General features: G+C 57.2%; 26 protein-coding genes and 6 pseudogenes. 25 read left to right on the top strand and 7 right to left on the bottom strand.

What is annotated here, in order from left to right:
• Positions 1-352: 352 nt before the first annotated feature.
• Positions 353-676, bottom strand: a complete 324-nt coding sequence (locus tag JNB88_RS24510) for a hypothetical protein (RefSeq protein WP_223217311.1) — start codon at positions 674-676, stop codon at positions 353-355.
• A gap of 617 nt (positions 677-1293) precedes the next feature.
• Here JNB88_RS24510 and JNB88_RS24505 point away from each other — a divergent pair.
• From JNB88_RS24505 to JNB88_RS24490, 4 genes and pseudogenes are all read left to right on the top strand, one after another.
• Positions 1294-1467 (top strand): hypothetical protein, encoded by a 174-nt coding sequence (locus JNB88_RS24505; RefSeq protein ID WP_220357704.1) that lies wholly within the window; start codon positions 1294-1296, stop codon positions 1465-1467.
• Between the two features lie 10 nt (positions 1468-1477).
• Complete coding sequence (locus JNB88_RS24500) at positions 1478-2095, top strand: ATPase (RefSeq protein ID WP_220357702.1); 618 nt, start codon at positions 1478-1480, stop codon at positions 2093-2095.
• Positions 2096-2453: 358 nt separating this feature from the next.
• Complete coding sequence (locus JNB88_RS24495) at positions 2454-2762, top strand: type II toxin-antitoxin system RelB/DinJ family antitoxin (protein WP_220357701.1); 309 nt, start codon at positions 2454-2456, stop codon at positions 2760-2762.
• A pseudogene (locus JNB88_RS24490) lies at positions 2759-3053 on the top strand (type II toxin-antitoxin system RelE/ParE family toxin). Before JNB88_RS24495 ends, JNB88_RS24490 begins: the two are co-directional and overlap by 4 nt.
• A gap of 106 nt (positions 3054-3159) precedes the next feature.
• On the opposite strand, the gene JNB88_RS24485 reads toward JNB88_RS24490, so the two are convergent.
• Entirely contained in the window at positions 3160-3777 is a 618-nt protein-coding gene (locus JNB88_RS24485; protein ID WP_220357700.1) for a TetR/AcrR family transcriptional regulator, read from the bottom strand.
• A gap of 87 nt (positions 3778-3864) precedes the next feature.
• Between JNB88_RS24485 and JNB88_RS24480 the strand changes: the two genes are divergently transcribed.
• Positions 3865-4638 carry an SDR family oxidoreductase gene (locus JNB88_RS24480; RefSeq protein WP_220357698.1) on the top strand — a complete coding sequence of 258 codons (774 nt, stop codon included), beginning with the start codon at positions 3865-3867 and terminating at the stop codon, positions 4636-4638.
• A 329-nt stretch (positions 4639-4967) separates the two neighbouring features.
• Here the strand turns inward: JNB88_RS24480 and JNB88_RS34670 are convergent, their stop codons facing one another.
• The gene (locus JNB88_RS34670) at positions 4968-5333 is read right to left on the bottom strand and encodes a LysR substrate-binding domain-containing protein (RefSeq protein ID WP_420832214.1); all 366 of its coding nucleotides are present in this window, start codon (positions 5331-5333) and stop codon (positions 4968-4970) included.
• On the opposite strand from JNB88_RS34670, the pseudogene JNB88_RS34665 reads away from it, so the two are divergent.
• The 9 genes and pseudogenes from JNB88_RS34665 to JNB88_RS24440 form a co-directional block, all read left to right on the top strand.
• Positions 5317-5529: pseudogene (locus tag JNB88_RS34665) on the top strand (UvrD-helicase domain-containing protein); the annotation flags it as partial. The gene JNB88_RS34670 and the pseudogene JNB88_RS34665 sit on opposite strands and share 17 nt — an antisense overlap.
• Positions 5530-5569: 40 nt before the next feature.
• Positions 5570-5665: pseudogene (locus tag JNB88_RS33795) on the top strand (short-chain dehydrogenase/reductase); the annotation flags it as partial.
• 276 nt (positions 5666-5941) lie between these two features.
• The gene (locus JNB88_RS24470; protein ID WP_220357695.1) at positions 5942-6532 is read left to right on the top strand and encodes a TetR/AcrR family transcriptional regulator; all 591 of its coding nucleotides are present in this window, start codon (positions 5942-5944) and stop codon (positions 6530-6532) included.
• 66 nt (positions 6533-6598) lie between these two features.
• On the top strand, positions 6599-7225 hold the full coding sequence (locus tag JNB88_RS24465; protein WP_220357694.1) for a hypothetical protein: 627 nt from the start codon (positions 6599-6601) through the stop codon (positions 7223-7225).
• Positions 7226-7334: 109 nt separating this feature from the next.
• A complete protein-coding gene (locus JNB88_RS24460; RefSeq protein WP_220357692.1) occupies positions 7335-8189 on the top strand; it encodes a cytochrome b/b6 domain-containing protein in 855 nt (284 codons plus the stop codon).
• The gene (locus tag JNB88_RS24455) at positions 8186-8962 is read left to right on the top strand and encodes a molybdopterin-binding protein (RefSeq protein WP_220357691.1); all 777 of its coding nucleotides are present in this window, start codon (positions 8186-8188) and stop codon (positions 8960-8962) included. Before JNB88_RS24460 ends, JNB88_RS24455 begins: the two co-directional genes overlap by 4 nt.
• A 35-nt stretch (positions 8963-8997) precedes the next feature.
• Positions 8998-9327, top strand: a complete 330-nt coding sequence (locus JNB88_RS24450; RefSeq protein WP_220357690.1) for a hypothetical protein — start codon at positions 8998-9000, stop codon at positions 9325-9327.
• A gap of 51 nt (positions 9328-9378) precedes the next feature.
• Positions 9379-9969 (top strand): DUF308 domain-containing protein, encoded by a 591-nt coding sequence (locus tag JNB88_RS24445; protein ID WP_220357689.1) that lies wholly within the window; start codon positions 9379-9381, stop codon positions 9967-9969.
• A 26-nt stretch (positions 9970-9995) separates the two neighbouring features.
• Positions 9996-10292, top strand: coding sequence for a chorismate mutase (locus tag JNB88_RS24440; RefSeq protein ID WP_220357688.1), 297 nt, complete (start codon positions 9996-9998; stop codon positions 10290-10292).
• Positions 10293-10353: 61 nt separating this feature from the next.
• On the opposite strand, the gene JNB88_RS24435 is transcribed toward JNB88_RS24440, so the two are convergent.
• Positions 10354-11217, bottom strand: a complete 864-nt coding sequence (locus JNB88_RS24435; RefSeq protein ID WP_220357687.1) for a LysR family transcriptional regulator — start codon at positions 11215-11217, stop codon at positions 10354-10356.
• Positions 11218-11326: 109 nt separating this feature from the next.
• Between JNB88_RS24435 and JNB88_RS24430 the strand changes: the two genes are divergently transcribed.
• From JNB88_RS24430 to JNB88_RS24390, 10 genes and pseudogenes are all read left to right on the top strand, one after another.
• A complete protein-coding gene (locus tag JNB88_RS24430; protein ID WP_220357685.1) occupies positions 11327-12151 on the top strand; it encodes an oxidoreductase in 825 nt (274 codons plus the stop codon).
• 48 nt (positions 12152-12199) lie between these two features.
• Complete coding sequence (locus JNB88_RS24425) at positions 12200-13048, top strand: alpha/beta fold hydrolase (protein ID WP_220357684.1); 849 nt, start codon at positions 12200-12202, stop codon at positions 13046-13048.
• A 65-nt stretch (positions 13049-13113) separates the two neighbouring features.
• Positions 13114-13638 carry a VOC family protein gene (locus JNB88_RS24420; protein ID WP_220357683.1) on the top strand — a complete coding sequence of 175 codons (525 nt, stop codon included), beginning with the start codon at positions 13114-13116 and terminating at the stop codon, positions 13636-13638.
• A complete protein-coding gene (locus JNB88_RS24415; RefSeq protein WP_220357681.1) occupies positions 13635-14369 on the top strand; it encodes a L,D-transpeptidase in 735 nt (244 codons plus the stop codon). Before JNB88_RS24420 ends, JNB88_RS24415 begins: the two co-directional genes overlap by 4 nt.
• Before the next feature lie 109 nt (positions 14370-14478).
• A complete protein-coding gene (locus JNB88_RS24410; protein ID WP_220357680.1) occupies positions 14479-15237 on the top strand; it encodes an alpha/beta fold hydrolase in 759 nt (252 codons plus the stop codon).
• 242 nt (positions 15238-15479) lie between these two features.
• On the top strand, positions 15480-15869 hold the full coding sequence (locus JNB88_RS24405) for a RidA family protein (RefSeq protein ID WP_220357679.1): 390 nt from the start codon (positions 15480-15482) through the stop codon (positions 15867-15869).
• 192 nt (positions 15870-16061) lie between these two features.
• Positions 16062-16370, top strand: coding sequence for a type II toxin-antitoxin system RelB/DinJ family antitoxin (locus JNB88_RS24400; protein ID WP_220357678.1), 309 nt, complete (start codon positions 16062-16064; stop codon positions 16368-16370).
• Positions 16367-16660 (top strand): type II toxin-antitoxin system RelE/ParE family toxin, encoded by a 294-nt coding sequence (locus JNB88_RS24395; RefSeq protein WP_220357676.1) that lies wholly within the window; start codon positions 16367-16369, stop codon positions 16658-16660. Before JNB88_RS24400 ends, JNB88_RS24395 begins: the two co-directional genes overlap by 4 nt.
• A 67-nt stretch (positions 16661-16727) precedes the next feature.
• Positions 16728-16854: pseudogene (locus JNB88_RS34425) on the top strand (short-chain dehydrogenase/reductase); the annotation flags it as partial.
• A gap of 458 nt (positions 16855-17312) precedes the next feature.
• Positions 17313-17573 carry a YfjD family protein gene (locus tag JNB88_RS24390; protein ID WP_220357675.1) on the top strand — a complete coding sequence of 87 codons (261 nt, stop codon included), beginning with the start codon at positions 17313-17315 and terminating at the stop codon, positions 17571-17573.
• 146 nt (positions 17574-17719) lie between these two features.
• On the opposite strand, the pseudogene JNB88_RS33790 reads toward JNB88_RS24390, so the two are convergent.
• From JNB88_RS33790 to JNB88_RS24375, 3 genes and pseudogenes are all read right to left on the bottom strand, one after another.
• Positions 17720-18046 (bottom strand): annotated as a pseudogene (locus JNB88_RS33790) (N-6 DNA methylase); the annotation flags it as partial.
• A 1-nt stretch (position 18047) separates the two neighbouring features.
• Positions 18048-18272: pseudogene (locus JNB88_RS33785) on the bottom strand (DUF1419 domain-containing protein); the annotation flags it as partial.
• A gap of 590 nt (positions 18273-18862) precedes the next feature.
• Entirely contained in the window at positions 18863-21373 is a 2511-nt protein-coding gene (locus JNB88_RS24375) for a glycogen/starch/alpha-glucan phosphorylase (protein WP_220357672.1), read from the bottom strand.
• 930 nt (positions 21374-22303) lie between these two features.
• Between JNB88_RS24375 and JNB88_RS24370 the strand changes: the two genes are divergently transcribed.
• The coding region (locus tag JNB88_RS24370; RefSeq protein ID WP_476705533.1) for a phosphoketolase family protein at positions 22304-22781 on the top strand (478 nt) is incomplete at its 3' end.

The following is a 22781-nucleotide window of genomic DNA, read 5'->3' as shown; positions in this document are numbered from 1 at the left end:
GAAACCGTGTTGTCTTTAGGTCGTTCAGCGTCAGGTTTCATCGTGAACATCTCTGGGGCCTCTGGAATGTTGGCGCTCAATCAAATCCGGGCTCACCGTTTCGTGGAGGACCCATCAGCACGCGATCTGGTGCTGGCGCCTAATGACGGGAGTCCTCGCTGCAGGTAGCAGCTCGTAGTGATAAGGCTCAATTTCAAAAGCGCAAAGAAGCCCGATACGAGCACGCGCTTTGGTTCGCAGCGAGCGACATTATCTGGATAATTGTCATTCAATGTACGAGTTCCATAATTTCGCCGACGCCGCAATGTGGTGTTACCATACCGGCGGAGCCAGCTGCCTTGCGATGAGATGCTCAGAAGAAATCACCTCTGCCAATCGAGCGTGCTGCTCCCACCGCATCTTTAATCCTGCCGCCGCGCAGCATTTCGAGACCCGTTCGACCGCCCTCGCATTCCTGCAAAAGAAACCGGTAGACCGCCCAAGGGTGCCCATCCAAAGCCTCAAATAGTTGCGGGAGGCCGCCAAGCAGTTGGCCGTCATTTCCAATCTGCCATTTCGGGAAACGCACGCCTCGCTTCGCTCCTTCGAGCCCGAGAACCTCGAGACGCTTGCGTTTTTTGTTCACCGTCTCGCGTGTGGAGCCGATCTCAGCGGCAAACTCGTCTGCAGACAACATCTCGGGCTGCTTAAGGATATCAGCGACACGTTCCCTCCCGTGCTGTTTTGCGGCCGCGAGGGCTATATCCAGCGGGTCCGTTTGTGGTTTGATCTCCTCGTATCGCGGGAGAAACCCTCTTGAGAATGATTGACGGGGAGATGGTTCCACCCGGCGTAAGACGGCTTCCCTGTCGAATCGTAACTAGGCAGTCAGCTTGACTGACGCGTGTGTAGTCGATGAGTTCAAATCGAAACAGTCGCATCGAGTAAGTGCTCAACCGAACCTTTGCATATCCCTAATACAACCTACGCTGCACAACACACCTCAAGTCAAATTTTCCAGTTACTTAGAGGGTCTGATGGGCAGGTCGCAGGTTCGGATACTTTCACGGCGGATAAGGCTATATGGACGTATCGCTTGTACTTTGGCGTTTTCCCTGAGCAAAGTGGGGCCGGTTTGCTCTAGCTGAAATCGACTTTATCGAACAAACCCCGACAAATGCCGGAGCTTGGACTGAGGCTGTCTCCTTTCGGCCGTTGCGTTCAGTGCTGCTGTCGGTGGCACCTTGCACAAGCTATATTTGCAGCCGACGGCCTGTCGCATTATGTTATGGAAAAATGGAAAGGAGATCGCTGATGCTTTTGCAGAAATACCGCGAGAACAAGCAAGCCTTGAAGCAGATCGGCCGGGAGGCCATCGCCGAGAGCCGCCGTATGGGCCTAACGATCACTGCCAAGGATCGGCAGAACGAGGCGAAGGATGAGGCCCAGCATGAGCGCAAGGAACGTGCTCCGGCTACCGTGAGGTAGCAATCGCTTCATGCCCGAGTTGTCGTGTATCCTCCTCGCAGGGCCGAACGGCTCCGGCAAAACTTCCGCCTTCGCGAAGCTGAAGCTCGAGGGTGTTTGGATCAACGCGGACGAGATCGCCAAAGCGATGCTGGCCGCCGATAACAGATCGACTGAAATCCAAGCTGGTCGAGCGGCTCTCCTGAAAATTGACGAGATGATCGACACCAGGCAGTCTTTTATTTTCGAGACGACGCTGAGCAGCAACCAATCGTTGAGAATGATGCGGGCTGCCAAGGCGGCCGGGTTCAAGGTCGGCCTGTACTATGTTGCTTTGGATTCCGTTGAGACAAACGTCGAGCGCGTTAGACAGCGTGTCCTCAAGGGCGGTCACGACATCCCGGAGGAAAACATCCGCAGGCGGCATGATGGATCCTTCGAGAAGCTGACCGAAGCGCTCAGGATCGCAGACGAAGTTTTGTTGATCGACAACTCAGGGATAGAACCGCACGAGGTCTTCGCCATTAACGGCGGCGTGGTCCAGTCCTTCGACATCGATGACAACCAAGCGCTGCACAAGCTCTTTGAGGCCAAGGTCTGCGAAGCGTACCATCTCATGCGAGCGCTGGAAGGCTTTGAGAGCAGGTAATTGAGGAGGGATAGGCTACCTCCGGTTGACGGACCTTTAAATATCTCGCCAACTTTCCGACCGCGCACCGCGAAGTTCGGCGAGCTGCCCTCATGAGGCTTGCCGAAAGGAAAATCTACCCGGCGGGGGTTCCAGGTCCAGGATGAGAATGATAATCGGCGGCGATGATCGCTGGAGGTCCATAAATTGGCCTTATGCGACGAAGTATGTCTTTTAAGGAATTTAAGCTATCTGAACGACCTGCCGCCGGTTCGATTCCCTTCAAGAGCTTAAAAGTGCTTCGAGCGGAATATCGATACTCTGGTCTGGAAATCGTCATGCAAATGCATTACATTGTCATGGAATGTGGGAGATAGTCATGGCCGCAAACGCTCTTGTACAAACACGTATTGATTCCGAAGTCCGTGACCGTGCTTCCGCCGTGCTTGAAAGCATGGGCCTTACTGTATCTGATGCGGTTCGTATCATGCTCACCCGGACTGCTAACGAGGGCGCGCTGCCTCTTGAACTACTTTCTGGCAGTGAAGCACATGACGCCTGGTTTCGGACCAAGGTGCTCGAAGCGTTGAACGATACTCGACCGGATTTATCGGACGACGAGGTCGAGGCGCACCTTGCCACACGTCGAGCGGCGGCCCGCCTTAAAGCTGGTGTGCCAGAAACGTGAAACTGACTTGGTCTGCGTTTGCGTTTTCGGATCGCGACGCTATTTTTCACGTACATCGAGGCAGATAATCCTCCGGCAGCTATACTGATCGATGAACGGATAGTCGCCGCCGCCCGTCGCTTGCTCGATTTTCCTGCCAGTGGGCGCGTGGGTAGAATTGCCGGGACACGCGAACATGTCATCAATGGTACGCCTTATGTCGCCGCCTATGCGATCACCGAGACAACAGTTCGAATTCTTCGCGTACTCCATGGCGCGCAGGAATGGCCAGAACAGCTGCCGCTAAGCTGATGATCGCGTTCGCCCCTGGGCGACGGTTCGATTCCAGTCAAGAGCATGGCAATCAAACGCGTCGGGTCAACAAGTGCAATTGGAGTGGCGTTGGACCGGCTCGTAATCAGGTGATAATCTTTCCGGGCCACGCCGCCAGTGCGAGGTCGATCATCCGTTTCAACAGGGCATTGCAGGCGCCGTCGCAAGCCTGGGCGGACATGCCCTGGATAATCGCACCATAGAAGCGCGCGAGAGTGTCCGTGTCGGTTGCCGAAGGTAGCTCGTCTTCCTCAACGGCACGGTCGAAGCGAGCTTTAAGGGTCTGTATCGACGCCTCACGCAAGCCTGCTGTCATCCGCGCAACGGACGCATTTTCTTCCGCATGCTGTAAGACGGCGGTCGAAACCATGCAGCCGGGAGGTTTGTCAGGCTGCGTGTCTCCGTCAGCGATGTCGTAAAGATAGAGGCGCAGGGCCTCATAAACAGGAAGACTCGATTGGAGGATTTCCGACCGGCGGCCGTTTTCACGGGACACGCTGAAGTCGAGGGCCTGACGGTACAATTCTTCCTTTGATCCGAACATCGAGTAGAGGGTCGGCGGATTGATCCCCATAGCCTTCGTAAGATCTGCGGTCGATGTTCCCTCATAGCCGCGTTCCCAGAATAGCCGTGCCGCAATGTCGAGTCCGACATCGCGATCGAGCAGACGCGGTCTGCCACGTTTGCGGGCTGGTTGATCCATTAAAATAGCGATCCCTATTAAATGTTGACAGCTGCCTGCTGCTCCTTATTATAGAGATCACTATTTAATTAATCAACGGAGTGATCCATGTCGAAGAGACTCGCAAACAAGATAGCCCTCATCACTGGAAGTTCGCGCGGTATTGGCCGCGCGGCTGCACTTGCGTTTGCGAGGGAAGGTGCTGCGCTCATCGGCGTGCACTACACCGCAAACGCAGATGCAGCTCGTGCCACCGTCAGGGAGATCGAAGCGCTCGGCGTCAAGGCCGTGGCGGTGAATGCTGATCTTAGGCAGGGTAAGGATGCAGCCGACAGCCTCTGGGCGCAGTTCACCGAAGCGGCGCGTAGCGAGGCGGGCTCGTCCTTTCTCGACATTCTCGTGAACAATGCCGGTATCGCGCCGGCATTGCCGTTGAAGCAGACAAGTGAAGTTGCGTTCGACGAGGTGATGACGATCAACTACAAGGCGCCTTTCTTCCTGATCCAGGCAGTCGCCGACCACATTCGCGACAATGGCCGCATCATCAATGTCTCGACCGGGTTTACACGGATCGCGGCGCCGACGCATCCGGCCTACGCGGCCTCCAAGGGGGCGCTGGAGACACTGACATTGGCGCTGGCGCCCGAATTTGCCGCTCGCGGAATTACGGTCAATGCCGTCCTGCCGGGTGTCACGGAAACGGATATGAATGCCGAATGGTTGGCATCTCCGGATGCACGCGCCGGCGCCGAAGCCCTTTCGGTCTTTTCACGCGTCGGAAAGGCCGAGGATGTCGCCGACGTCATCGCCTTCCTCGCATCGAACGGTGCGCGCTGGACGACGGGGCAGATGATCGATGCGACCGGCGGCGCCCGGATCTAAGAGGCCTCGTTCTTTCGTCTCCACAGCTCTTCAAAAATGCGGCAGAGCATGACGAGTCCGTTAAGTTCCCCCTCAGTTCGTGACCCACGGGCGAGCTCAGCGAGAGCGGCCGTGGGTTCATCGCATCAGTCTGCGGTGCTGGAAAATTCTCATCCCACTGGTTGAGACGCCGTTCGCAGCCGGAGTGATGGAAACACGCTCCGCGACTTCTTTTGCGTCTAAGCAAGTAACAGCCTCCAGCCATTTGCGTTTGTCCTGGGCGAGTGGCCAATGCGGGCCTCTTCGCGGGCTATCTTCATCAAGCGATCCGGCCCGTTCGCCTCGCCTTGTCAGATGTGCCGAAGTATCCCGTCATTAAAGCCGCAAACCTGCGGCCATGAGGTCAATGAATTGTCGAACCCTTGCATCGAGAAGCCGGCGGTCGGGATAGATGGCGCTGATTCGACAGTCTCCGTCGGTATTTCCGGCAGGATGTGAACGAAACGGCCTGACTGGATCTCTTCGCCAACCAGAAAGTTCGGCATCAGGGCAATGCCGAGGTCGCGCCCGACAGCGCTATGCAGAGCTTCCCCGCTATCCAGTCGTAGTCGGCTTCTGATTTGCGCTGAAATCCAATTCCCATCAGCATTTTTGAAGCGCCATTGTTGTGGTCCCTCGGCTGCTGAAGGAGAGGCACGAGTGACCGGTAAGTTCATCAGGGCTCCGTGGCTCGCCGTGCGATTCGATATAACGTGCAATCCCTCGATTCCCGTGCTGCTTGGATCTCTATTCCGCTACATCCTCGTTGACGAATATCAGGACACCGAAGAGATCCAATACGCAATTGTTGCCGCCAATCTAAGGGGATCGGCCGGAAACACGAGAACGTTTATCGTCGGGGATCCCAACCATGCAATATACGGTTCCTTGGGCGGCTATGCGATGACTCGGCGCCGCGAACGCTGCCCTGAACAAGGCGGAGGACCTGAAGGCGAACGTCCTTGCCTGGGAAGCTTTGTCTCGTTCCGCCGATTTCCCGGCGAACTGAACTGTCGTCATTTGATTCTGGCCAGTGGATGCGGCGCGAAAGTCCTCACACGGCCACTATCTCCCCGGAAGGTGCTCGGGCGTGCTTGGCGCCGCGGGCCGATTCTGCTCCGAATGTTGGCGGTCGGGAGCCACGATCGGTGCAGTTGGCCGGTATAGATTGCCAGAACCAGCGAGACACCAGCAACGACGAAAGCTCCTCCCGCCTCCACGGACCGCTGACGCAAACCCGAAATTTGATATTGACGATCTGCCTACTAGAAGGTAGACAGGCTGCATGAGCAATCTTTCTACCACCTCCGACGACATTCTGGCCTCCACCCGGCACCTTCTGATAAGCGGCGGCTACAATGGCTTCAGCTACGCCGATATCTCGGAGATCGTCGGTATCCGCAAAGCAAGCATTCATCATCATTTTCCCAGCAAGGTCGATCTGGTGCGTGAGCTGGTCAAGCGTTATCGGGAGGATGGCCAGGCAAGCGTGGGAGTCCTTGAGCAGAAGGTTCCGAATGCTCTGGACATCCTCAAGGCTTATGCAAATCACTGGGCTGCATGCATTGAGGATGCCAGTAGACCCTACTGTGTCTGTGCTATGCTCGCCAGTGAACTGCCATCCCTCCCCACGGAAGTCGCAACCGAGGTTACGAACTTTTTTCGCTTCATCTCCTCGTGGCTGGCTTCGGTAATGGAGCGCGGTTCCAAGCAGGGCGAACTGAGCCTAACCAGTGCGCCGCATGTTGAAGCCGAAACATTTCTGGCAACCGTCTACGGGGCAATGCTTTCGGCGAGAGCCAATGGGAAGCCGGAAGTGTTCTCAATGATACTCGAACCTGCCCTCAATCGTCTCACGCCGACGGTTTCTCACTAGTCCTGCGTGGCAAGGCTACTCGGGCCCGTCGCGTCCATCGAAACTACCAACTAGTAGGAAGAATAAATGAGAAATCTTTTCCCAACCTTGGCCCTCGGGCTGACCAGCATCCTTTCTGTAACTGTCCTTTCGACACCCGCATTTGCCGCGGATAAGAAAGCCGCGCCGATCCATGTCAGCGGCAGCATCGTCGATTACCAGGGGTCAACGATCAAAGTGAGGACCCGCGAAGGAGAGACCGTCGACGTCGCTCTTGCCGACGACTGGAAAATCGCCAGCGTTGCCAACGCAAACGTGACCGACATCAAGCCGGGCGATTTCGTGGGTATCGCATCACTGCCAAAGGCCGACGGCGGCGATGGCGCGCTTGAGGTCCTCATTTTCCCGCCGGCAATGAAAGGCACAGGCGAGGGGAGCTACGGTTGGGATCTAAAGCCGGACAGCAGCATGACCAATGCGACGGTCGCGGATGCCGTTAAAGGCGTCGATGGCCGGACTGTCACCGTGACCTATCACGGCAAGGAAAAGAAGATCGCCATTCCGGACGGGACACCGGTCGTGACCATTGCCGCGGCCACCAACGATGATCTCGTTCCCGGCGCCGTTGTCTTCATCACCGCCGAAAAGGCTGAGACAGGACCGATCGCCCACCAGGTGGTCGTCGGCAAGAACGGCGTGGTTCCACCCATGTGAGGACCACGCCGTCACTGGCCGGAGCAGCCGCCTTACTGCTCCGGCCAGTGACGAAAGATCGACGCTGCTTGGACTGCAGCCGTGAAATGCACAGATGAAAGACGCTGAGATGAGCGCAGACGCTTCCAATGACAATGTTCAATATCCTCGGACGATCTTTATCCGCCGCCACTCCGTTGTGACTCGGCTTACGCACTGGCTGAACGTGCTTTGCCTGAGCTTCCTTCTTTTGAGCGGGCTTCAGATCTTCAATGCCCACCCGGAGCTTTATTGGGGTCATTATGGCGCGAACGGCGACCCCGCCGTCCTGACAATCGGCTCCGACGACGATGCAGGCACGCCAAGCGGCTTCGTGCGTGTCGCAGGGCTACAGTTTCCTACAACTGGCGTCTTGGGTGTTTCCAATGTTGATGGGGAGCCGACCGCGCGAGCTTTCCCGTCCTGGGCAACAATCCCGTCGTTTCAGGATCTTGCGGCCGGCCGTCGCTGGCATTTCTTCTTTGCCTGGCTGTTTGTGATCAATGGTATTCTCTACCTGGGATTCAGCCTGCTGAGCGGACATTTCAGGCGAGACCTGGCGCCAAAGGTGCACGAACTCTCGCCTCGCCATCTCGGCCGCGAGGTTCTCGACCACGCTCGTCTCCGCTTCCCGGACGGGGAGAAGGCTAAGCACTACAACGCGCTTCAAAAGCTTACCTATCTGGCGGTCATTGTCGTTATGCTGCCGCTGATGGTGACCACAGGCTTGACAATGTCACCCGGGATTGACGCTGCTTTCCCCGTACTCATAGAGGTCTTCGGTGGACGCCAGTCGGCGCGTACCATCCATTTCATCACAGCGTCGGCGCTGGTCATCTTCGTTGTCGTGCATGTGGCAATGGTGGTCCTGTCCGGAACATGGAACAACATCCGCTCGATGATCACCGGACGCTATGCGATCCATGAAAAGGGGCCACAATCATGAGCAAGCTTCTCACCCGACGCCGCTTCCTCATCGGCGGCACGCTTGGCGCCAGCGCCCTGACCCTTTCCGGGTGTGACCTGCTGGAACAGAACGCCGACGTCGCCAATGTCCTTCGCTCAGCCGAGCACCTGACCATGAAGGCACAGAGACTGCTTCAGGGGCGCGATGCGCTGGCGCGTGAGTTTGACGAAAAGGACATTTCTCCCTCTTTCCGTGTCAATGGAACGAGTGCTCCCGACAGCGATGAATATGCGGAACTGCTGGAAGGTCACTTTGCAAACTGGCGACTGAAGATCGACGGTCTTGTTGATCGGCCTCGAGAGATTTCGCTCCTAGATCTGAAGGCGCTTCCCTCCCGCACCCAGATCACCCGCCATGACTGCGTGGAGGGATGGAGTGCTATCGGCAAATGGAAAGGCGTTCCGCTCGCCCATCTATTGCGCCTCACCGGGGTCAAGCCGACGGCGCGCTACGTTGTATTGTATTGTGCCGACGAGCTCGAAAAGACGCTCGATGGCAGCGGTCGCTACTATGAGAGCATTGATCTCATCGATGCGGTCCACCCTCAAACCATCCTCGCCTACCAGATGAACGGCCAGGATCTTAGCGTCGGCCACGGCGCGCCCTTGCGCCTGAGGGTCGAGCGACAGCTCGGCTACAAACAGGCAAAATACATCATGCGCATCGAGCTGGTCGACAGCTTCGCCGGGCTGTGGGGTGGGAACGGCGGCTATTGGGAAGACCGTGGCTACGAGTGGTACGCCGGGATCTGAGGCAATCAAAGCGGTGAACCAGAGGAAAACAATCCATGAGCCGACGGAAAGTCCAGAAAGTGATGCCGATTTCAGCAATTGCGCCTTCAAGACAGGTCGAAATCAACCAAACCAGTTCGATCCTCTCCGATCCTGACGGCCGATGGGCGGCGAGGCGGCAGGAGGCGATCAGCGATGCCTTCGAGAAAAGCATGCGCCTCAAGGGTGCCCACGGCCGCGGGGCAAAGGTTTCCTCTCACGACGGCCCGCGTGACCTCGATAGGTCCAAGAAGTCAACCGGGAAACGCTCCGGCGAAAGCGATCGGATCGGCCGTACTGAATGGGACGAGAACGCCCCCTTCGGCAAGCATGTCGGCTTCATCTGACGACCCTAGCGCGAACCATCAATCAACCAGTTCAGAAAGTGGAAGAAAACAATGTCGAACAACCAGACCTCCCGTGCCCCGCGCGGCAACGACCAGTGGCTTAAGAAGTACTACTTTACCAGAGCGGCCTTCTCAGTGATGTGGGTCGCGACTGCATTGACTGCCGGACGACATTCCTTCGCGGTGGCTGCCGCACTGCTGATCATGTACCCCGCTTGGGATGCAATCGCCAACGTTATCGATGCCGTCAGGAGCGGTGGTCTTGCCGCCAACCGGAGCCAAGCGATCAACGTCGCAGCGAGCTCGGTTATGACGATAGCCGTGATCGTGGCATTGACAATGAACATGAACTGGGTTCTCGGCGCTTTCGGTCTATGGGCGATCTTTTCGGGGCTGTTGCAGCTTGGAACTGCCGTGCGGCGTTGGAGAACGAGTGGAGGTCAGTGGGCGATGATTTTGAGCGGTGGCCAATCCTCTGTGGCTGGCGCTTTCTTCATCTTTCAAGCGCAAATGCCTCAGGAGCCTTCTATCGCAACCGTTGCGGGCTACGCTGGCGTCGGCGCATTCTACTTCCTGGTTTCGGCAATTTGGCTGACGATCGCCCTGTCGCGTCGCAGTATGCATCCATCTCATAAGCTCTAATATGAAACCACTTGGAAGATATTCAAATGATGACAGATGATGTGGCAGAGCAACTCGCTTCCTACCGGACGACCATCGACAATCTGGATTCAGCTCTCCTCTATATTCTGGCCGAACGCTTTCGCTGTACCGAGCAAGTCGGCCACTTGAAAGCTAAGCAGGCGTTGCCGGCGATCGATAATGAGCGAGAGCGACGCCAATTGGATCGACTGATGAGTATCGCCAATGATGCTGGCCTCAGTCGGCACTTTGTCGAAGGGCTGATGACAATGATCGTGGGCGCTGTGGTGGAGCGGCACAGGGAGATAGCGGCCAGGAAGTAAGTTGTTTGTCGCGGCTGACCGCAGCCGTGGATCGGCGGGGGATCGATCTTCTTCGCGCGTCTTACCATGCAGGGGCATTTGTGATGTGGTCCGAGACGGTCGAGATAAACGCCCGAAGACGCTGAAGACGTCGCAGGTCCCGGTGATATCCCATCCAGATGTCTCGCGCCGGCGGGGGCTTGGGTAGTTCAAGTCTGCGGATACCCGGGATTTGATTGCCCACTGCGCGGGGCAGGACGGCGATCCCGACCCCCTGCCTGCACATTCGCCCCTGGACGTTTCGGTTGTTTGATCGCAGGACGGGTCTCGCGTTCGGGAAACTCTCGGCGAGCCAGGCTATGTCGGGGAACTGCCCGGTCGAAGTATCGTGCGTGATCAGCCGGAAACCAGTCCCGTCGCCATATTTAGGGTCAGGCGACTCCTCGGCGATGTAGACGCCGTATTCGAGCCTTAAGAGCCGCCGTTGAATGACATCGGCAGTGTCGAACGGAACGATGCGAAAGGCGACGTCGGCCTCCCTCTGGGCGAGGTTGAACAGGCGAGTGCCGGTAAGGACCTCGACTTCTACATTGGGGTAGGCTTTCGAGAAATCTGCCAGCATGGGAGGCAGGACATAAGCCCCGAACCAGTCTGCTGATGAGATGCGCAGATTGCCTTTGAGGTTTTGCTCCTGCCCGGCAAGCCGGCGCTCCATGGCAAGCGCGCCTTCTTCCATCTGCTCTGCCAGGGCGATGATCCCATGGCCCTCCTCGGTCAGCACGAGACCGTCCGCGGTCCGCTGGAAGAGTGTGTGGCCGATCGCCTCCTCAAGGGTACGCAGCCGTCTGCCGACGGTCGGATGGCTTGTATGAAGAGCACGCGCAGCGCCGCCGAGCGTGCCGGATCGCGCTATTGCAAGGAAGATTTTTACGTCACTCCACTCCACCGCAAAGCCCCTTACAAAAGTGAACAGTGAAAATACAAAACTGTCACTTCAAGTACAAATATAAACATCTAGATTCAAGTCATCTTCTGAAAACAAGCGGAGAAACGTCATGAGAACATGGTTGATCACAGGCTGCTCGAGCGGCTTCGGACAACGGCTCGCGATTGCTGCAGCACAGCGGGGTGATCAGGTTGTTGCTACTGCCCGCAACGTCAACTCGATCGAAGAAATGGCTCGGCGATTCGACGGCCGTATGATCACCTTGCCGCTCGACGTGACAGATACGGCGGCGGCCAAAGCCGCGGTCGCAAAGGCCGTCGAGATATTTGGGGGTTTTGACGTGCTGGTGAACAATGCCGGCTACGGACTGTTTGGGGCGCTTGAGGAGGGCACGCCCGAAGAATATCGACCGATGTTCGAGGTGAACGTTTTCGGTCTTATCGAAACCACCAGGGCAGCCTTGCCTGCACTGCGACGTTCGGGCGGTGTGATCGTCAACATGTCTTCTGGCGCAGGGATCGCGGGCAGCGGCGGCGCAGCATATTACAATGCAGCCAAGTTTGCGGTTGAAGGGGTTTCCGAAGCACTCTCCGGCGAGCTGAAGCCGTTCGGCATCCGCGTGCTGATCGTCGAGCCTGGGCCATTTCGCACCGATTTCCTCGGCCGTTCGATCACGATAGCGGCCAACGAGATGCCGGAATACGCTGAGAGTTCGCGCAGGCACTATCGCGAAACCAACGACGGCAATCAGGCGGGCGATCCCGATAAGGCGATCGCGGTGATCCTGCAGGCAGTCGATGCGGATAACGCTCCGCTTCATCTACCGCTCGGTCCCGCTGCGCATTCAATCGCTGAGGGAAAGCTGGCTTCGTTTCGCCGTGATATCGACACCTGGCGCGACATCTCGATCGCGACCGATTTCGATCAGCCCTGATCTGGCCGCGAGTTCTGTTTGAACCTCACGTCGATTGGAAAAGTCATCATGATCGCAACCATACAAGGTTTTACCCAGCAACTGGTGCCGGTGAATGGCATCAAGATCAATGCCGTCACGGGCGGCTCTGGTCCCCCGATCCTTCTGCTTCACGGTTGGCCGGAAACCTGGTGGGAATGGCACCACGTCATGCCGCTGCTGGCCGAGCAGTTCAGCGTGGTGGCGATTGATCTACGCGGTGCGGGTTTTTCCGACTGCCCGCTTGACGGCTACGACAAGGCGACGATGGCGCGCGACGCGCACGAGGTCATGATTGCCCTTGGGCATGAACGCTACGCCGTGTGTGGCCATGACATCGGCGGAATGATCGCATTGCCGCAGGCCGCTATCTATCGAGATTCGGTTACTCACCTGGCCGTCCTCGATGTTCCGCTTCCTGGCTGGAGCCAATGGGAGGCGACGACGGCAAAGATCTGGCACTTCGCGTTCCATGCTAATCGGGATCTGCCGGAACGTCTGATTTATGGCCGCGAATATGACTATGTTTCGGCGTTCATGGCGGAGCGGTTTTACGATCACAGCACCTTCCATCCTGAAGACATCGAGATCTACGCGAAAGCGATGGCACTTCCGGGTCGCACGCGCGGTGGCATGGAGTGGTACCGCACACTGACCGCCGACCATGCGGCCGCGCTCGAGTACAAAAAGCGACCGCTTGACATACCCGTTTTAGGTCTCGGCGGGGAGCAGCGTTTCGGTGCGCATATGGTCCCGATGCTCAAGGAGTTCGCTAGCAATGTGACAGGCGGCGCGGTTGCGCGGTGCAGCCACTATGTGGCGGACGAGCGCCCGCATGAAGTGGCCGCTGCTCTCATCGATTTCCTCAAGGCCAAGTGAACTCTGCAATCCGGGCAAATTGAGTCCGATCGCGTTCATCGATTCAACAAAAAAGGAAAACTGTCATGACTGCAATTCGCGGCGTCAATCACATCGGCATTACAGTGCCCGATATCGAGGCAGCAAAATCGTTCCTGGTGGAAGCCTTTGGCGGCCAGGTGATCTACCAATCGTTCGGGCCTCAGGATCCGGCCAGGCAGGGACCCGAGTTCGAGCGGGCCACTGGTGCTTACCCGGGAACGGTTGTGCGTGCGCAGGCGATGGTCAAGATCGGAACCGGGCCTGACATCGAGCTCTTCGAAATGCACGGCCTCAGACAAGCGCAACCGGTTACACCGAGCGACTTCGGCATTACGCATTTTGGTATCTATACCGACGACATCGACGCATCGGTAGAGCGCTTTGAGAAGGCCGGCGGAACAGCCCTGACGGCACCACGCGCTATTCCCTACGCAACCGAAAAAGGTCTTGGAAACAAGGTCTGCTATTGCCGCACGCCGTGGGGCACGATGATTGAGTTTATCACAACGCCCGATCGCATGGCCTATCATGACCAGACGGATCTGCGCAGATGGCAGGACGAGGAATGAGCGTTAGCATTGATACCTCGTTATCCCGCCGCAGCCTCCTGTCGCTTTCGGCAATGGCTGCAGCCTCTACCCTGGCGGGGTGCGTCTCCACCGCCAGCACGGGCCGGATGATGGGGCGACAGTCGGCGCCTCTCCAGGATCCGATCGGCCCCGTCCACATCGCTCCTGCGCCGACAGATGCCGAACTGGCTGTCATGTATGGTCCTATCGAGGATGGCGGCTTTCTGATCCCGGCGGTTCCCTACAAGCAGATCGATCCGCGCTACTATCGTCAGCAGGTCCTCGACCCGAGTGGCGAGGCGCCCGGCACGATCGTCGTCGACACCCCCTCCCGCTTCCTCTATCTCGTCCAGCCGGGCGGGGCCGCGATGCGCTATGATGTCGGCATCGGCCGCGAGGGCTTTGCCTGGCAGGGCAACGGCGTCACTCAGTGGCGTCAGGAATGGCCCCGCTGGAAGCCGCCGAACGAGATGGTCGCCCGCCAGCCGGAATTGTCCAAATATTCGATCGAGAATGGCGGCATGGAGCCGGGCCTGAAAAACCCGCTGGGGGCGCGTGCGCTCTACATCTTCTCCGGTGGCCAGGACACACTCTATCGTCTGCACGGCAACCCGCAATGGCGCTCGATCGGCAAGGCCGTTTCGTCCGGTTGCGTGCGGCTGCTCAACCAGGACATTATCGACCTCTATGAACGCGTGCCGATCAAGGCGCCAATTGTCGTCAAGCAGTAAGCGCAAGCGATCACGTTCGTCTCTCCTCGGATAGGGGGAGAGACATGTCCTTCAGGCGATTTCAAAGCCTCAATTATTCCACGCACAAAACTCAAGGGAACAACCGACCATGTCGAACTTCAGTAAAGCGGCCCTTGGCCTTATTGCCGCGCTTTTGTCTTCCGCTGCTCTAACAGCCCCAGCCTTAGCGGACGCGCGCAACATCGTGCTTGTCCATGGCGCGCTCGTGGATGGTTCGGGCTGGCGCAGCGTCTATGACATCCTGACCCGCGACGGCTACGATGTCAGCGTTGTCCAGCAGCCACTGACGAGCCTGGATCAGGACATTGCAGCCACGAAGAGCGTGCTTGATCAGCAGGACGGGGACGTCGTTCTCGTCGGCCACAGCTATGGGGGCACGATCATCACGGCAGCAGGTGATGATCCCAAGGTCAAGGCACTTGTCTATGTTGCGGCACTGCAGCCAGAAAAGGGCGAAAGCACCGCACAACTGCTTCAATCGATGCCGTCACCCACCAACGATATCAAGCCGACAAAGGATGGCTTTCTGCTTATCGACCCGGCAAAGTTCGCGGCTGATTTCGGGGCGGATCTGCCCAAGGATCTGGGCGAGTTCATGGCCCGGTCTCAGATGCCTGTTGCCGTTGCTGCCACTGGTGCGCTGGTGCCTGTTGCCGCCTGGCACGACAAGCCTAGCTACGGGATTGTTGCGAAAGACGACATGACGATCAATCCGGACCTTGAGCGCTGGATGTACAAGCGTGGCGGTTCAACGGTGACAGAGGTAGAGGGCAGCCACGCTATCTACATCTCGCAGGCGGCTGCGGTCGCAAAGGTTATCGAGGAAGCAGCCAAAGCTGCCAAGTAGCAGCGGCATGCATTATGCAAAAGGCGCGTGTCTCGATCAACATGCTAGCTGCGCCACGTTCGGGACGTGACGCAGCTTTTTTTGAGACACGTACCGGCGCCCGGGAAAGAGCCGTGCCGGCGGGCGAAGGAAGTACTGTCCGACATCGCTGGCCGTTTGTACTTTTTCATCCAACGGCGCTTGAAAATTCGCGACGCTTGTATCAGTGCCGCTAGCAACCAGCAAAGATTGCGAGGACCACTATGGATCGAGAGATCATTATACCCGACGAGATGCAGGAGATCGTCAGCCGAGCAGGCTATGCTCCCGCGGTTAAAGTCGGAGACACAATCTACGTCGTCGGCCAAGTTGGGCGGACCAAGGATCTCAAGATTATTCACGATCCTTCAGAGCAATTCAGAGCTATGTGGGACAATTTACGGATTGTCCTCGAAGCCGCTCATTGCACGTTCGATGACATCGTGGAAATGACAAGCTATCACGTCGAAATGTCCGAGCACATGGACGTGTTCCGGACTGTCAAAAACGAGGTGTTTCCGAAGGGAACCTATGCGTGGACCCGGATAGGTGTCTCTGAGCTCGCGCACCAGGGACTCCTCGCTGAGGTGAAATGTGTTGCCGTAAAGCGATGATGGTACCTATGTGTCACGAACGAACCTCTCCACGCTCAGCATAAAAGTTACAGCAGCTTAGTGTATCGGAGCGGTGGATATTGGTTCGATTCCCTTCAAGAGCTTAAAAGTGCTTCGAGCGGAATATCGATACTCTGGTCTGGAAATCGTCATGCAAATGCATTACATTGTCATGGAATGTGGGAGATAGTCATGGCCGCAAACGCTCTTGTACAAACACGTATTGATTCCGAAGTCCGGGACCGTGCTTCCGCCGTGCTTGAAAGCATGGGCCTTACTGTATCTGATGCGGTTCGTATCATGCTCACCCGGACTGCTAACGAGGGCGCGCTGCCTCTTGAACTACTTTCTGGCAGTGAAGCACATGACGCCTGGTTTCGGACCAAGGTGCTCGAAGCGTTGAACGATACTCGACCGGATTTATCGGACGACGAGGTCGAGGCGCACTTTGCCACACGTCGAGCGGCGGCCCGCCTTAAAGCTGGTGTGCCAGAAACGTGAAACTGACTTGGTCTGCGTTTGCGTTGTCGGATCGCGACGCTATTTTCACGTACATCGAGGCAGATAATCCTCCGGCAGCTATACTGATCGATGAACGGATAGTCGCCGCCGCCCATCGCTTGCTCGATTTTCCTGCCAGTGGGCGCGTGGGTAGAATTGCCGGGACACGCGAACATGTCATCAATGGTACGCCTTATGTCGCCGCCTATGCGATCACCGAGACAACAGTTCGTATTCTTCGCGTACTCCATGGCGCGCAGGAATGGCCAGAACAGCTGCCGCTAAGCTGATGATCGCGTTCGCCCAGGGGCGACGGTTCGATTCCAGTCAAGGCGATTATTTGCAAAGCCCCATGGACGGCCTTCGCACCATCTTCCGCTCGGCAATGACGCCGCGAACGCCGCCCTGAACAAGGCGGAGGACCTGAAGGCGAACGTTCCTTGCCTGGGAAGCTTTGTCTCGTTTCGCCGATTTCCCGGCGAACTGGGGGTTCGGCCGCAGCTTCTTTATCATTGATCTGATTCCTTTGGCGGAGAACGCGGAGGGATGTTTCGAGGGTTTCGGCCGCCGCGACCTGTGGGCATGGGTGATGCAGTTTGCCCCCTGGGGTTAGACGATCTTTTCCTACACCGCCATGAATGCGCGAGGTCGTAACTGCCCGTGCTTCGTCGACCGAGCGGAAAGGACGACGCCCCCATTCGAACGATCGGATTTATGCTGAAACCATTTTGGTTCCAGTGAGTTTCGGGCGCGGACAGCAGTGGAACTCATATAGTTCACACCGATGTTGCTGCGTCTGGAATCTGCGACGTTCCGACATGGTCGCGCAGAGAATTCTGAAGATAGCCTATTATCATCCGATGTGGGCTGAGGAGATGTCTCATCTGAAGAACACTCTGAGGCTCAACAACTCAGAGGCCTGTGAATAAAGCGGAGTAACCCATGAACTATATTTGGCTTTTCGTCGTTTCCGGTGGCGCAGCAATTCTCGGCATTGCGCTTGCTTTCGGAATGATCAAGCAAGATGGGAAGCGTTCTGTCGCGGCGATCGGAGGAGCTTTCGTCGTTGCTGGTGTCTCGCTGGTTCTGGCAATCTATACCTCCTCAAGGCCAACTGCACCGATCGTGGCTCCCGACCGCCAACATTCGGAGCAGGATCGGCCCGCGGCCCCAAGCACGCCCGAGCACCTTCCGGGGAGATAGTGGCCGTGTGAGGACTATCGCGCCGTATCCACTGGCCAGAATCAAATGACGACAGTTAACTGCTGCTTCCGACTCCCTCATGAGACACGGCGGCGGTAGTCAGTCGATACTCGATGAGCGGGGAGACCGCGAAGGGTACGCAGAATTGCCGGCACACCGAGCCGGAACCGATAGGCCGAGAAGCCATGGGACTTCTCGAGATTGATTGTGCCGAGATCGGAAAAGATCATTTGGGCGGCGCCTGGCGGATCAAAGTCCTTGCCGTCGGGGCGACGATAGATGGCCTCGCCGGTCTCCTGCCATATCCGGTGTGCATTGCGGACGAGCTGATTGGGTTTGCTATCCGCCTCGTTCTCGGCCGACGGCAGGACGAAGCGCAGGTCGATTGCCGCATGGCGGCCATCGAGCATCTGCTGGTAGGTCTTGAACAGTGCCGTCGTCTTGGTCGTCAGGATCTGCCGGCGCCCGGTCGAGTTCGCGCAGCGCGAAGATAGGACCGCGCATCCACAATGGCGGCAAGATATCCAGCATGTAGTCGTAGAGTGTCTCGTCAATCCCGAACCATTCGCCGCTATAAAGCGGTGCAGCATCGATCTGCCACCGATCAGGTCACTGGTTATGGCGATCAAAAAGCCGGAACATTTGCGGGCGCGTTTCGGCGCCATCGAAGATCTTGGCGGTACGGGCAGGGGTGTTCATGGCGGTCTCCTTCAGGGTTTCTGGACCTGGCGATAGAAACTCATCATCTTCTTTTCAGTCCCTCAACGCGCTGGCGGCGTTCTTCGGAAACTGATGGAGGGAATCAGTGATCGACAGGATTAATGATAGGGAGCGGGCCGAGCTTCTCCAATGGATGGTGCAGAGTGATGTCATGCTTGAACTCCTCGACCTTCTCGTTTTAGAGGTTGAGAGATGGAGAAGCCGCGGCCAATTATGCGCAACCGGCTCCTAAAACTGCGCGCAGTGGTGGCCGAGATTAGCAATACGGGCGCGTATCTCTTGGCCGGGGCAAAACTATGGAGTTGATGATCGTTCTTGGTCCGCCATCCAGCCAGCAAAGAAGCCCACGAAAATCGCGGTAAACCACTAATTTCTCCCTCAGTCATCGGATCTCCAATCTTACTGGGCCAACGAGCATGACTGCTGCGAGAGCCATGAGCCAGCACCCGCCTCAGGGAATGGCCCCCATTAGGAGGGTGGGGCACTGATCGCGAGAGGCGTGCCGCCGCTGCCAGCCGACAGCAACTCGGTAGAACTGGATTCTTGTGGCCCGTCTTAACGTCACGCCGCTAAGCCGTTGGCACCGGACATGGAGTTACCTCCCAGATGTCTTGGGCATATTCGGCGATCGTGCGATCGCTCGAGAACCTCCCCGATGCCGCGACGTTTAGGATCGCCTTGCGGCTCCAAGCTTCCGGTTTCCGATAAAGTGATTGAAGATGGGAGTCTGCATCCATGTAGGAGGTGAAATCGCCCAGATGCATGTAGGTATCGCCGCCGACCAGAAGTATGTTGCGCAGCGCGTCGGTGACTGCCGGCTCATTTCGCGAGAATTCTCCTGAGAAGATCAGGTCGAGGACAGCGCGTATCTCTGGCTCGTTCTCATAGTGCCAGCCGGGGCTATACCAGCCGCGGCTCTTTGCCACCTGGTCTGCGGTCAGCCCAAACAGGAAGAAGTTTTCCTCGCCCGCGGCTTGGGCCATTTCGATCGTTGCGCCGTCACGCGTGCCGAGGGTCAACGCCCCATTCATCATGAACTTCATGTTGCTCGTGCCGCTTGCCTCGTATCCCGCGGTTGATATCTGATTGGATACGTCGCTGGCAGGAATGAGCTGCTCGGCGAGTGACACGCAGTAATCGGGCAGGAATAGTAGCCGAAGGCGACCCCGCACCAACGGATCGCCGTCGATCGTGGCGGCGAGATTGTTCAAGAACTTTATGATCATTTTTGCCGCGTGGTAGGCGGGAGCCGCCTTGCCTGCGAAGAAGAAGGTGCGCGGCGGCATATCGAGACTGGGATTCTGCCGCAGCCGGTGGTACAGGGCGACGACCCGCAGCCCATTCAGGAGCTGTCGCTTGTATTCGTGGATGCGCTTCACCTGGCTATCGAAAATCGTGTCAGGATCAACCTGAACACCCGCCTGCGCCTTGAGCCAATCGGCAAAACGGACTTTAGCCTTGCGTTTTGCGGTTTGGACGGCGGAAATGAACCCGCTGTCATCGGCAAGCGACCTCAGACGTTCGAGGTCCGTCGCGTTCGTTATCCATTGGTCGCCGATAGCTTCAGAGATGCATTCGGCAAGACCCGGATTTGACAGCAATAGCCAGCGGCGGGGCGTGACGCCGTTCGTCTTGTTGTTGAAACGGTCAGGATAGAGTTCTGCGAGATCACTGACAGTGACGTTTCTGAGCAGCTTCGAGTGTATCTCCGCGACACCGTTGGTGCTGTGTGAGCCGACTATTGCGAGGTGAGCCATCCGCACCAAGTTACTGCCTTGCTCGACAATGGCTATGCGCTCGATGCGGCCATTGTCGCCCGGCCAGCGGGTTTGCACCTCTTCCCGCAAGCGGCGATCGATTTCCAGGATGATTTCCAAGTGCCGTGGAAGCATCAACTCAAACCAGCGCAGCGGCCACTTTTCCAGCGCTTCGGGGAGGAGTGTGTGGTTTGTGTAGGCGAGGGTCCTTTTCGTGAGGTCCCATGAACGCTCCCAGTCAAGTTTTGCCCTATCCAGGAGGATGTGCATGAGCTCCGCGACGGCGAGACTGGGATGGGTGTCATTGAGCTGAATAGCCACCTTCGTCGGCAGATTATCCCAATTGCTGTTGCTTTTTTGGAAGCGTCGAACCAGGTCGCCCAACGAGCACGCTACAAGAAAATATTCCTGCACGAAGCGAAGGCCCTGTCCCATGCTCGTGGAATCATCCGGATAAAGAACACGTGTCACGGTTTCCGCTGTCAGCCGTTCGGCCAGCGCGCCAACAAAGTCACCTGCGCTGAATTCCTGGAAATCGAATACGTGGGGAGTTGCGGAAGCCCATAGCCGCAACGTGTTTATCGTTTTTCCGCCGTAGCCGACGACAGGCCTGTCGTAAGGAATTCCGAGCAAACTCGAAGGCACGCCGGCAATCGCTCTCAGGCTTCCGCCGCGCACTTCGAAAGAACATCCAAGCTCGACCGGTACTGCCAGGTGAGGTCGGGCAACTTCCCACGGATCGGGTCTGCGCAACCAATTGTCCGGTTGTTCGCGTTGCCAGCCATCGACAATCGACTGCTTGAAAATCCCGTACTCATAACGCAAGCCATAGCCCATTCCAGGCAATTGCATCGTCGCCATGGACTCCAGAAAGCATGCTGCCAAGCGTCCAAGACCACCATTGCCGAGCCCGGCGTCTGGCTCTTCGGAAAGCAAGGCCAATTCGTCCAGCTGATGTCTTTGAAAAAAGCGATCCGCAAGAGGGCCGAGCCCCAGGTTGACAACGTTGTTGCTAAGGGAGCGGCCGATCAAGAACTCCATGGAGAGATAATAGACGCGCTTGGGGTTCTCGCGATCATAGACCTCTTCTATCTTTTCCCAGCGCTGGGAAAGAATATCCCGAACGGAGCGTGCGACTGCCTCATACCGCTCACGATTTCCTATCTCGCTCGATGCAAGAACGTTGTCGAACAGAAGATGACGTTCGTACAACGCGTTGCTGCTGCCGCTTAGCTTGAGGGGGCCGCAATCATATTTCGGGGGAATTGAGTCCGTCGCCTCCAATTCAGGAGCTTGGGCTGATGTTTCCTGGTCGTCCGCCATTCCATACCTCCGAACCTGTTAGTCACCATTTTCGGGATTGGTTTACGTGCCAACGCAGTGCCGGCGATCGGACACTCTGTTTGCGAAGGTATTTCAACGGTCTCAGTCACGTAAAACACGACCGCCCATCATGGCGTCTTTCAGGCGCTGCAACATCAATTTAGCGTCCTGAGCGTGTTGCAAGAAGCTTTTGAGGTGGGACGGGTGCCGGGTTGATGGTGCCTGAAACCAACGAAAGAGGGAAGTATGTTACCGTAAACGACGCGCAGACAACGGAGTCGCGCTTCGTAAACAACTGGGCTAACGCCAGCAATTCGGCTGCAGCAGCCCTTAATCCAAAAGCTTTGATGCACGAATTTTGGTCGTACTTCGTCATTCACGACTAACCAAGTCGGTCTGGGATGTCCATTGTTGGAAAGCTGTGAGAGGTGGTGGTTGCGCACTAGCCGTCTCATGTACTCGAACAAAAGCTACGCGGCCTCCACGGAGAGCTACGGTGGCGGCACATCTACGGCGTGGTGGTACAATCAGCGTTGTATCTATTCACTCGGTGGCCTGAGCCCCTGGGATACTGCAGGAACCTCGGAATTGTAGCATAGTCAGTCCAAATATTCGTCCGCACCTCCGTTTATTTTTTCTATCGCCCGGCATCACGTCGGGTGCCCCGGGTTCGAGGACGGTGATCCACATTCGTGGGAAGGCGGTAGCCGCAACAGTGGCTTGAGAGCTCCCGCGCAAGTGAGACGTAAGTGGCAAACAGGCAGCCTGACGCCCGTCAAGATACGCCGATAGAGGCTACAGGATGCTACGGGCTTCACTCACGCAAGAGATGCTAGCATGTAGCCTGAAAATGCGTTCGTGGAGGCTGGGATTTGTGTGTTACGGCCGCAAGCATGAAAGATATGATGACAAGTCGACAGGAGGCTGACAATGACGAACGCCGCTCTTTCAACCGACGACTATCAGGCAACAGCTACTCCGCTGGGGGCCGAGGAACTCCGATTGATGGACGCCTATTGGCGGGCATCAAACTATCTCTCGGTCGGACAGATTTACCTGCTCGACAACCCACTCCTAAAGAAACCGCTCAAGCGCGAGCATATCAAGCCGAGGCTGCTGGGCCACTGGGGCACAACTCCGGGGCTGAACATGCTTTATGTGCATCTCAACCGTGTCATCAAGCGCGATGATCTGAACATGATCTACGTGATTGGTCCCGGTCATGGCGGGCCAGCGCTGGTCGCGCATGCCTACCTTGAAGGCACCTACAGCGAAGTCTATCCGAATATCGGTCAGGACGTCGAAGGCATACAGCGGCTGTTCAAGCAGTTCAGCTTTCCCGGCGGCATTCCGAGCCACGTCGCCCCGGAAACGCCTGGAAGTATCCATGAAGGCGGCGAGCTCGGCT

Source organism: Rhizobium cauense, from assembly GCF_019511525.1.
GTDB classification, from domain to species: Bacteria; Pseudomonadota; Alphaproteobacteria; order Rhizobiales; family Rhizobiaceae; genus Rhizobium; species Rhizobium cauense.
The sequence above is the reverse complement of the archived record's forward strand: the minus strand, read 5'-3'. Positions and strand labels throughout refer to the sequence as shown.

Bases quoted from the DNA above. Each gene is read 5' to 3' on its own strand.
- JNB88_RS24510 (WP_223217311.1), bottom strand. From the start codon at position 676: ATGTTGTCTGCAGACGAGTTTGCCGCTGAGATCGGCTCCACACGCGAG.
- JNB88_RS24505 (WP_220357704.1), top strand. From the start codon at position 1,294: ATGCTTTTGCAGAAATACCGCGAGAACAAGCAAGCCTTGAAGCAGATC.
- JNB88_RS24500 (WP_220357702.1), top strand. From the start codon at position 1,478: ATGCCCGAGTTGTCGTGTATCCTCCTCGCAGGGCCGAACGGCTCCGGC.
- JNB88_RS24495 (WP_220357701.1), top strand. From the start codon at position 2,454: ATGGCCGCAAACGCTCTTGTACAAACACGTATTGATTCCGAAGTCCGT.
- JNB88_RS24485 (WP_220357700.1), bottom strand. From the start codon at position 3,777: ATGGATCAACCAGCCCGCAAACGTGGCAGACCGCGTCTGCTCGATCGC.
- JNB88_RS24480 (WP_220357698.1), top strand. From the start codon at position 3,865: ATGTCGAAGAGACTCGCAAACAAGATAGCCCTCATCACTGGAAGTTCG.
- JNB88_RS34670 (WP_420832214.1), bottom strand. From the start codon at position 5,333: ATGAACTTACCGGTCACTCGTGCCTCTCCTTCAGCAGCCGAGGGACCA.
- JNB88_RS24470 (WP_220357695.1), top strand. From the start codon at position 5,942: ATGAGCAATCTTTCTACCACCTCCGACGACATTCTGGCCTCCACCCGG.
- JNB88_RS24465 (WP_220357694.1), top strand. From the start codon at position 6,599: ATGAGAAATCTTTTCCCAACCTTGGCCCTCGGGCTGACCAGCATCCTT.
- JNB88_RS24460 (WP_220357692.1), top strand. From the start codon at position 7,335: ATGAGCGCAGACGCTTCCAATGACAATGTTCAATATCCTCGGACGATC.
- JNB88_RS24455 (WP_220357691.1), top strand. From the start codon at position 8,186: ATGAGCAAGCTTCTCACCCGACGCCGCTTCCTCATCGGCGGCACGCTT.
- JNB88_RS24450 (WP_220357690.1), top strand. From the start codon at position 8,998: ATGAGCCGACGGAAAGTCCAGAAAGTGATGCCGATTTCAGCAATTGCG.
- JNB88_RS24445 (WP_220357689.1), top strand. From the start codon at position 9,379: ATGTCGAACAACCAGACCTCCCGTGCCCCGCGCGGCAACGACCAGTGG.
- JNB88_RS24440 (WP_220357688.1), top strand. From the start codon at position 9,996: ATGATGACAGATGATGTGGCAGAGCAACTCGCTTCCTACCGGACGACC.
- JNB88_RS24430 (WP_220357685.1), top strand. From the start codon at position 11,327: ATGAGAACATGGTTGATCACAGGCTGCTCGAGCGGCTTCGGACAACGG.
- JNB88_RS24425 (WP_220357684.1), top strand. From the start codon at position 12,200: ATGATCGCAACCATACAAGGTTTTACCCAGCAACTGGTGCCGGTGAAT.
- JNB88_RS24420 (WP_220357683.1), top strand. From the start codon at position 13,114: ATGACTGCAATTCGCGGCGTCAATCACATCGGCATTACAGTGCCCGAT.
- JNB88_RS24415 (WP_220357681.1), top strand. From the start codon at position 13,635: ATGAGCGTTAGCATTGATACCTCGTTATCCCGCCGCAGCCTCCTGTCG.
- JNB88_RS24410 (WP_220357680.1), top strand. From the start codon at position 14,479: ATGTCGAACTTCAGTAAAGCGGCCCTTGGCCTTATTGCCGCGCTTTTG.
- JNB88_RS24405 (WP_220357679.1), top strand. From the start codon at position 15,480: ATGGATCGAGAGATCATTATACCCGACGAGATGCAGGAGATCGTCAGC.
- JNB88_RS24400 (WP_220357678.1), top strand. From the start codon at position 16,062: ATGGCCGCAAACGCTCTTGTACAAACACGTATTGATTCCGAAGTCCGG.
- JNB88_RS24390 (WP_220357675.1), top strand. From the start codon at position 17,313: ATGAACTATATTTGGCTTTTCGTCGTTTCCGGTGGCGCAGCAATTCTC.
- JNB88_RS24375 (WP_220357672.1), bottom strand. From the start codon at position 21,373: ATGGCGGACGACCAGGAAACATCAGCCCAAGCTCCTGAATTGGAGGCG.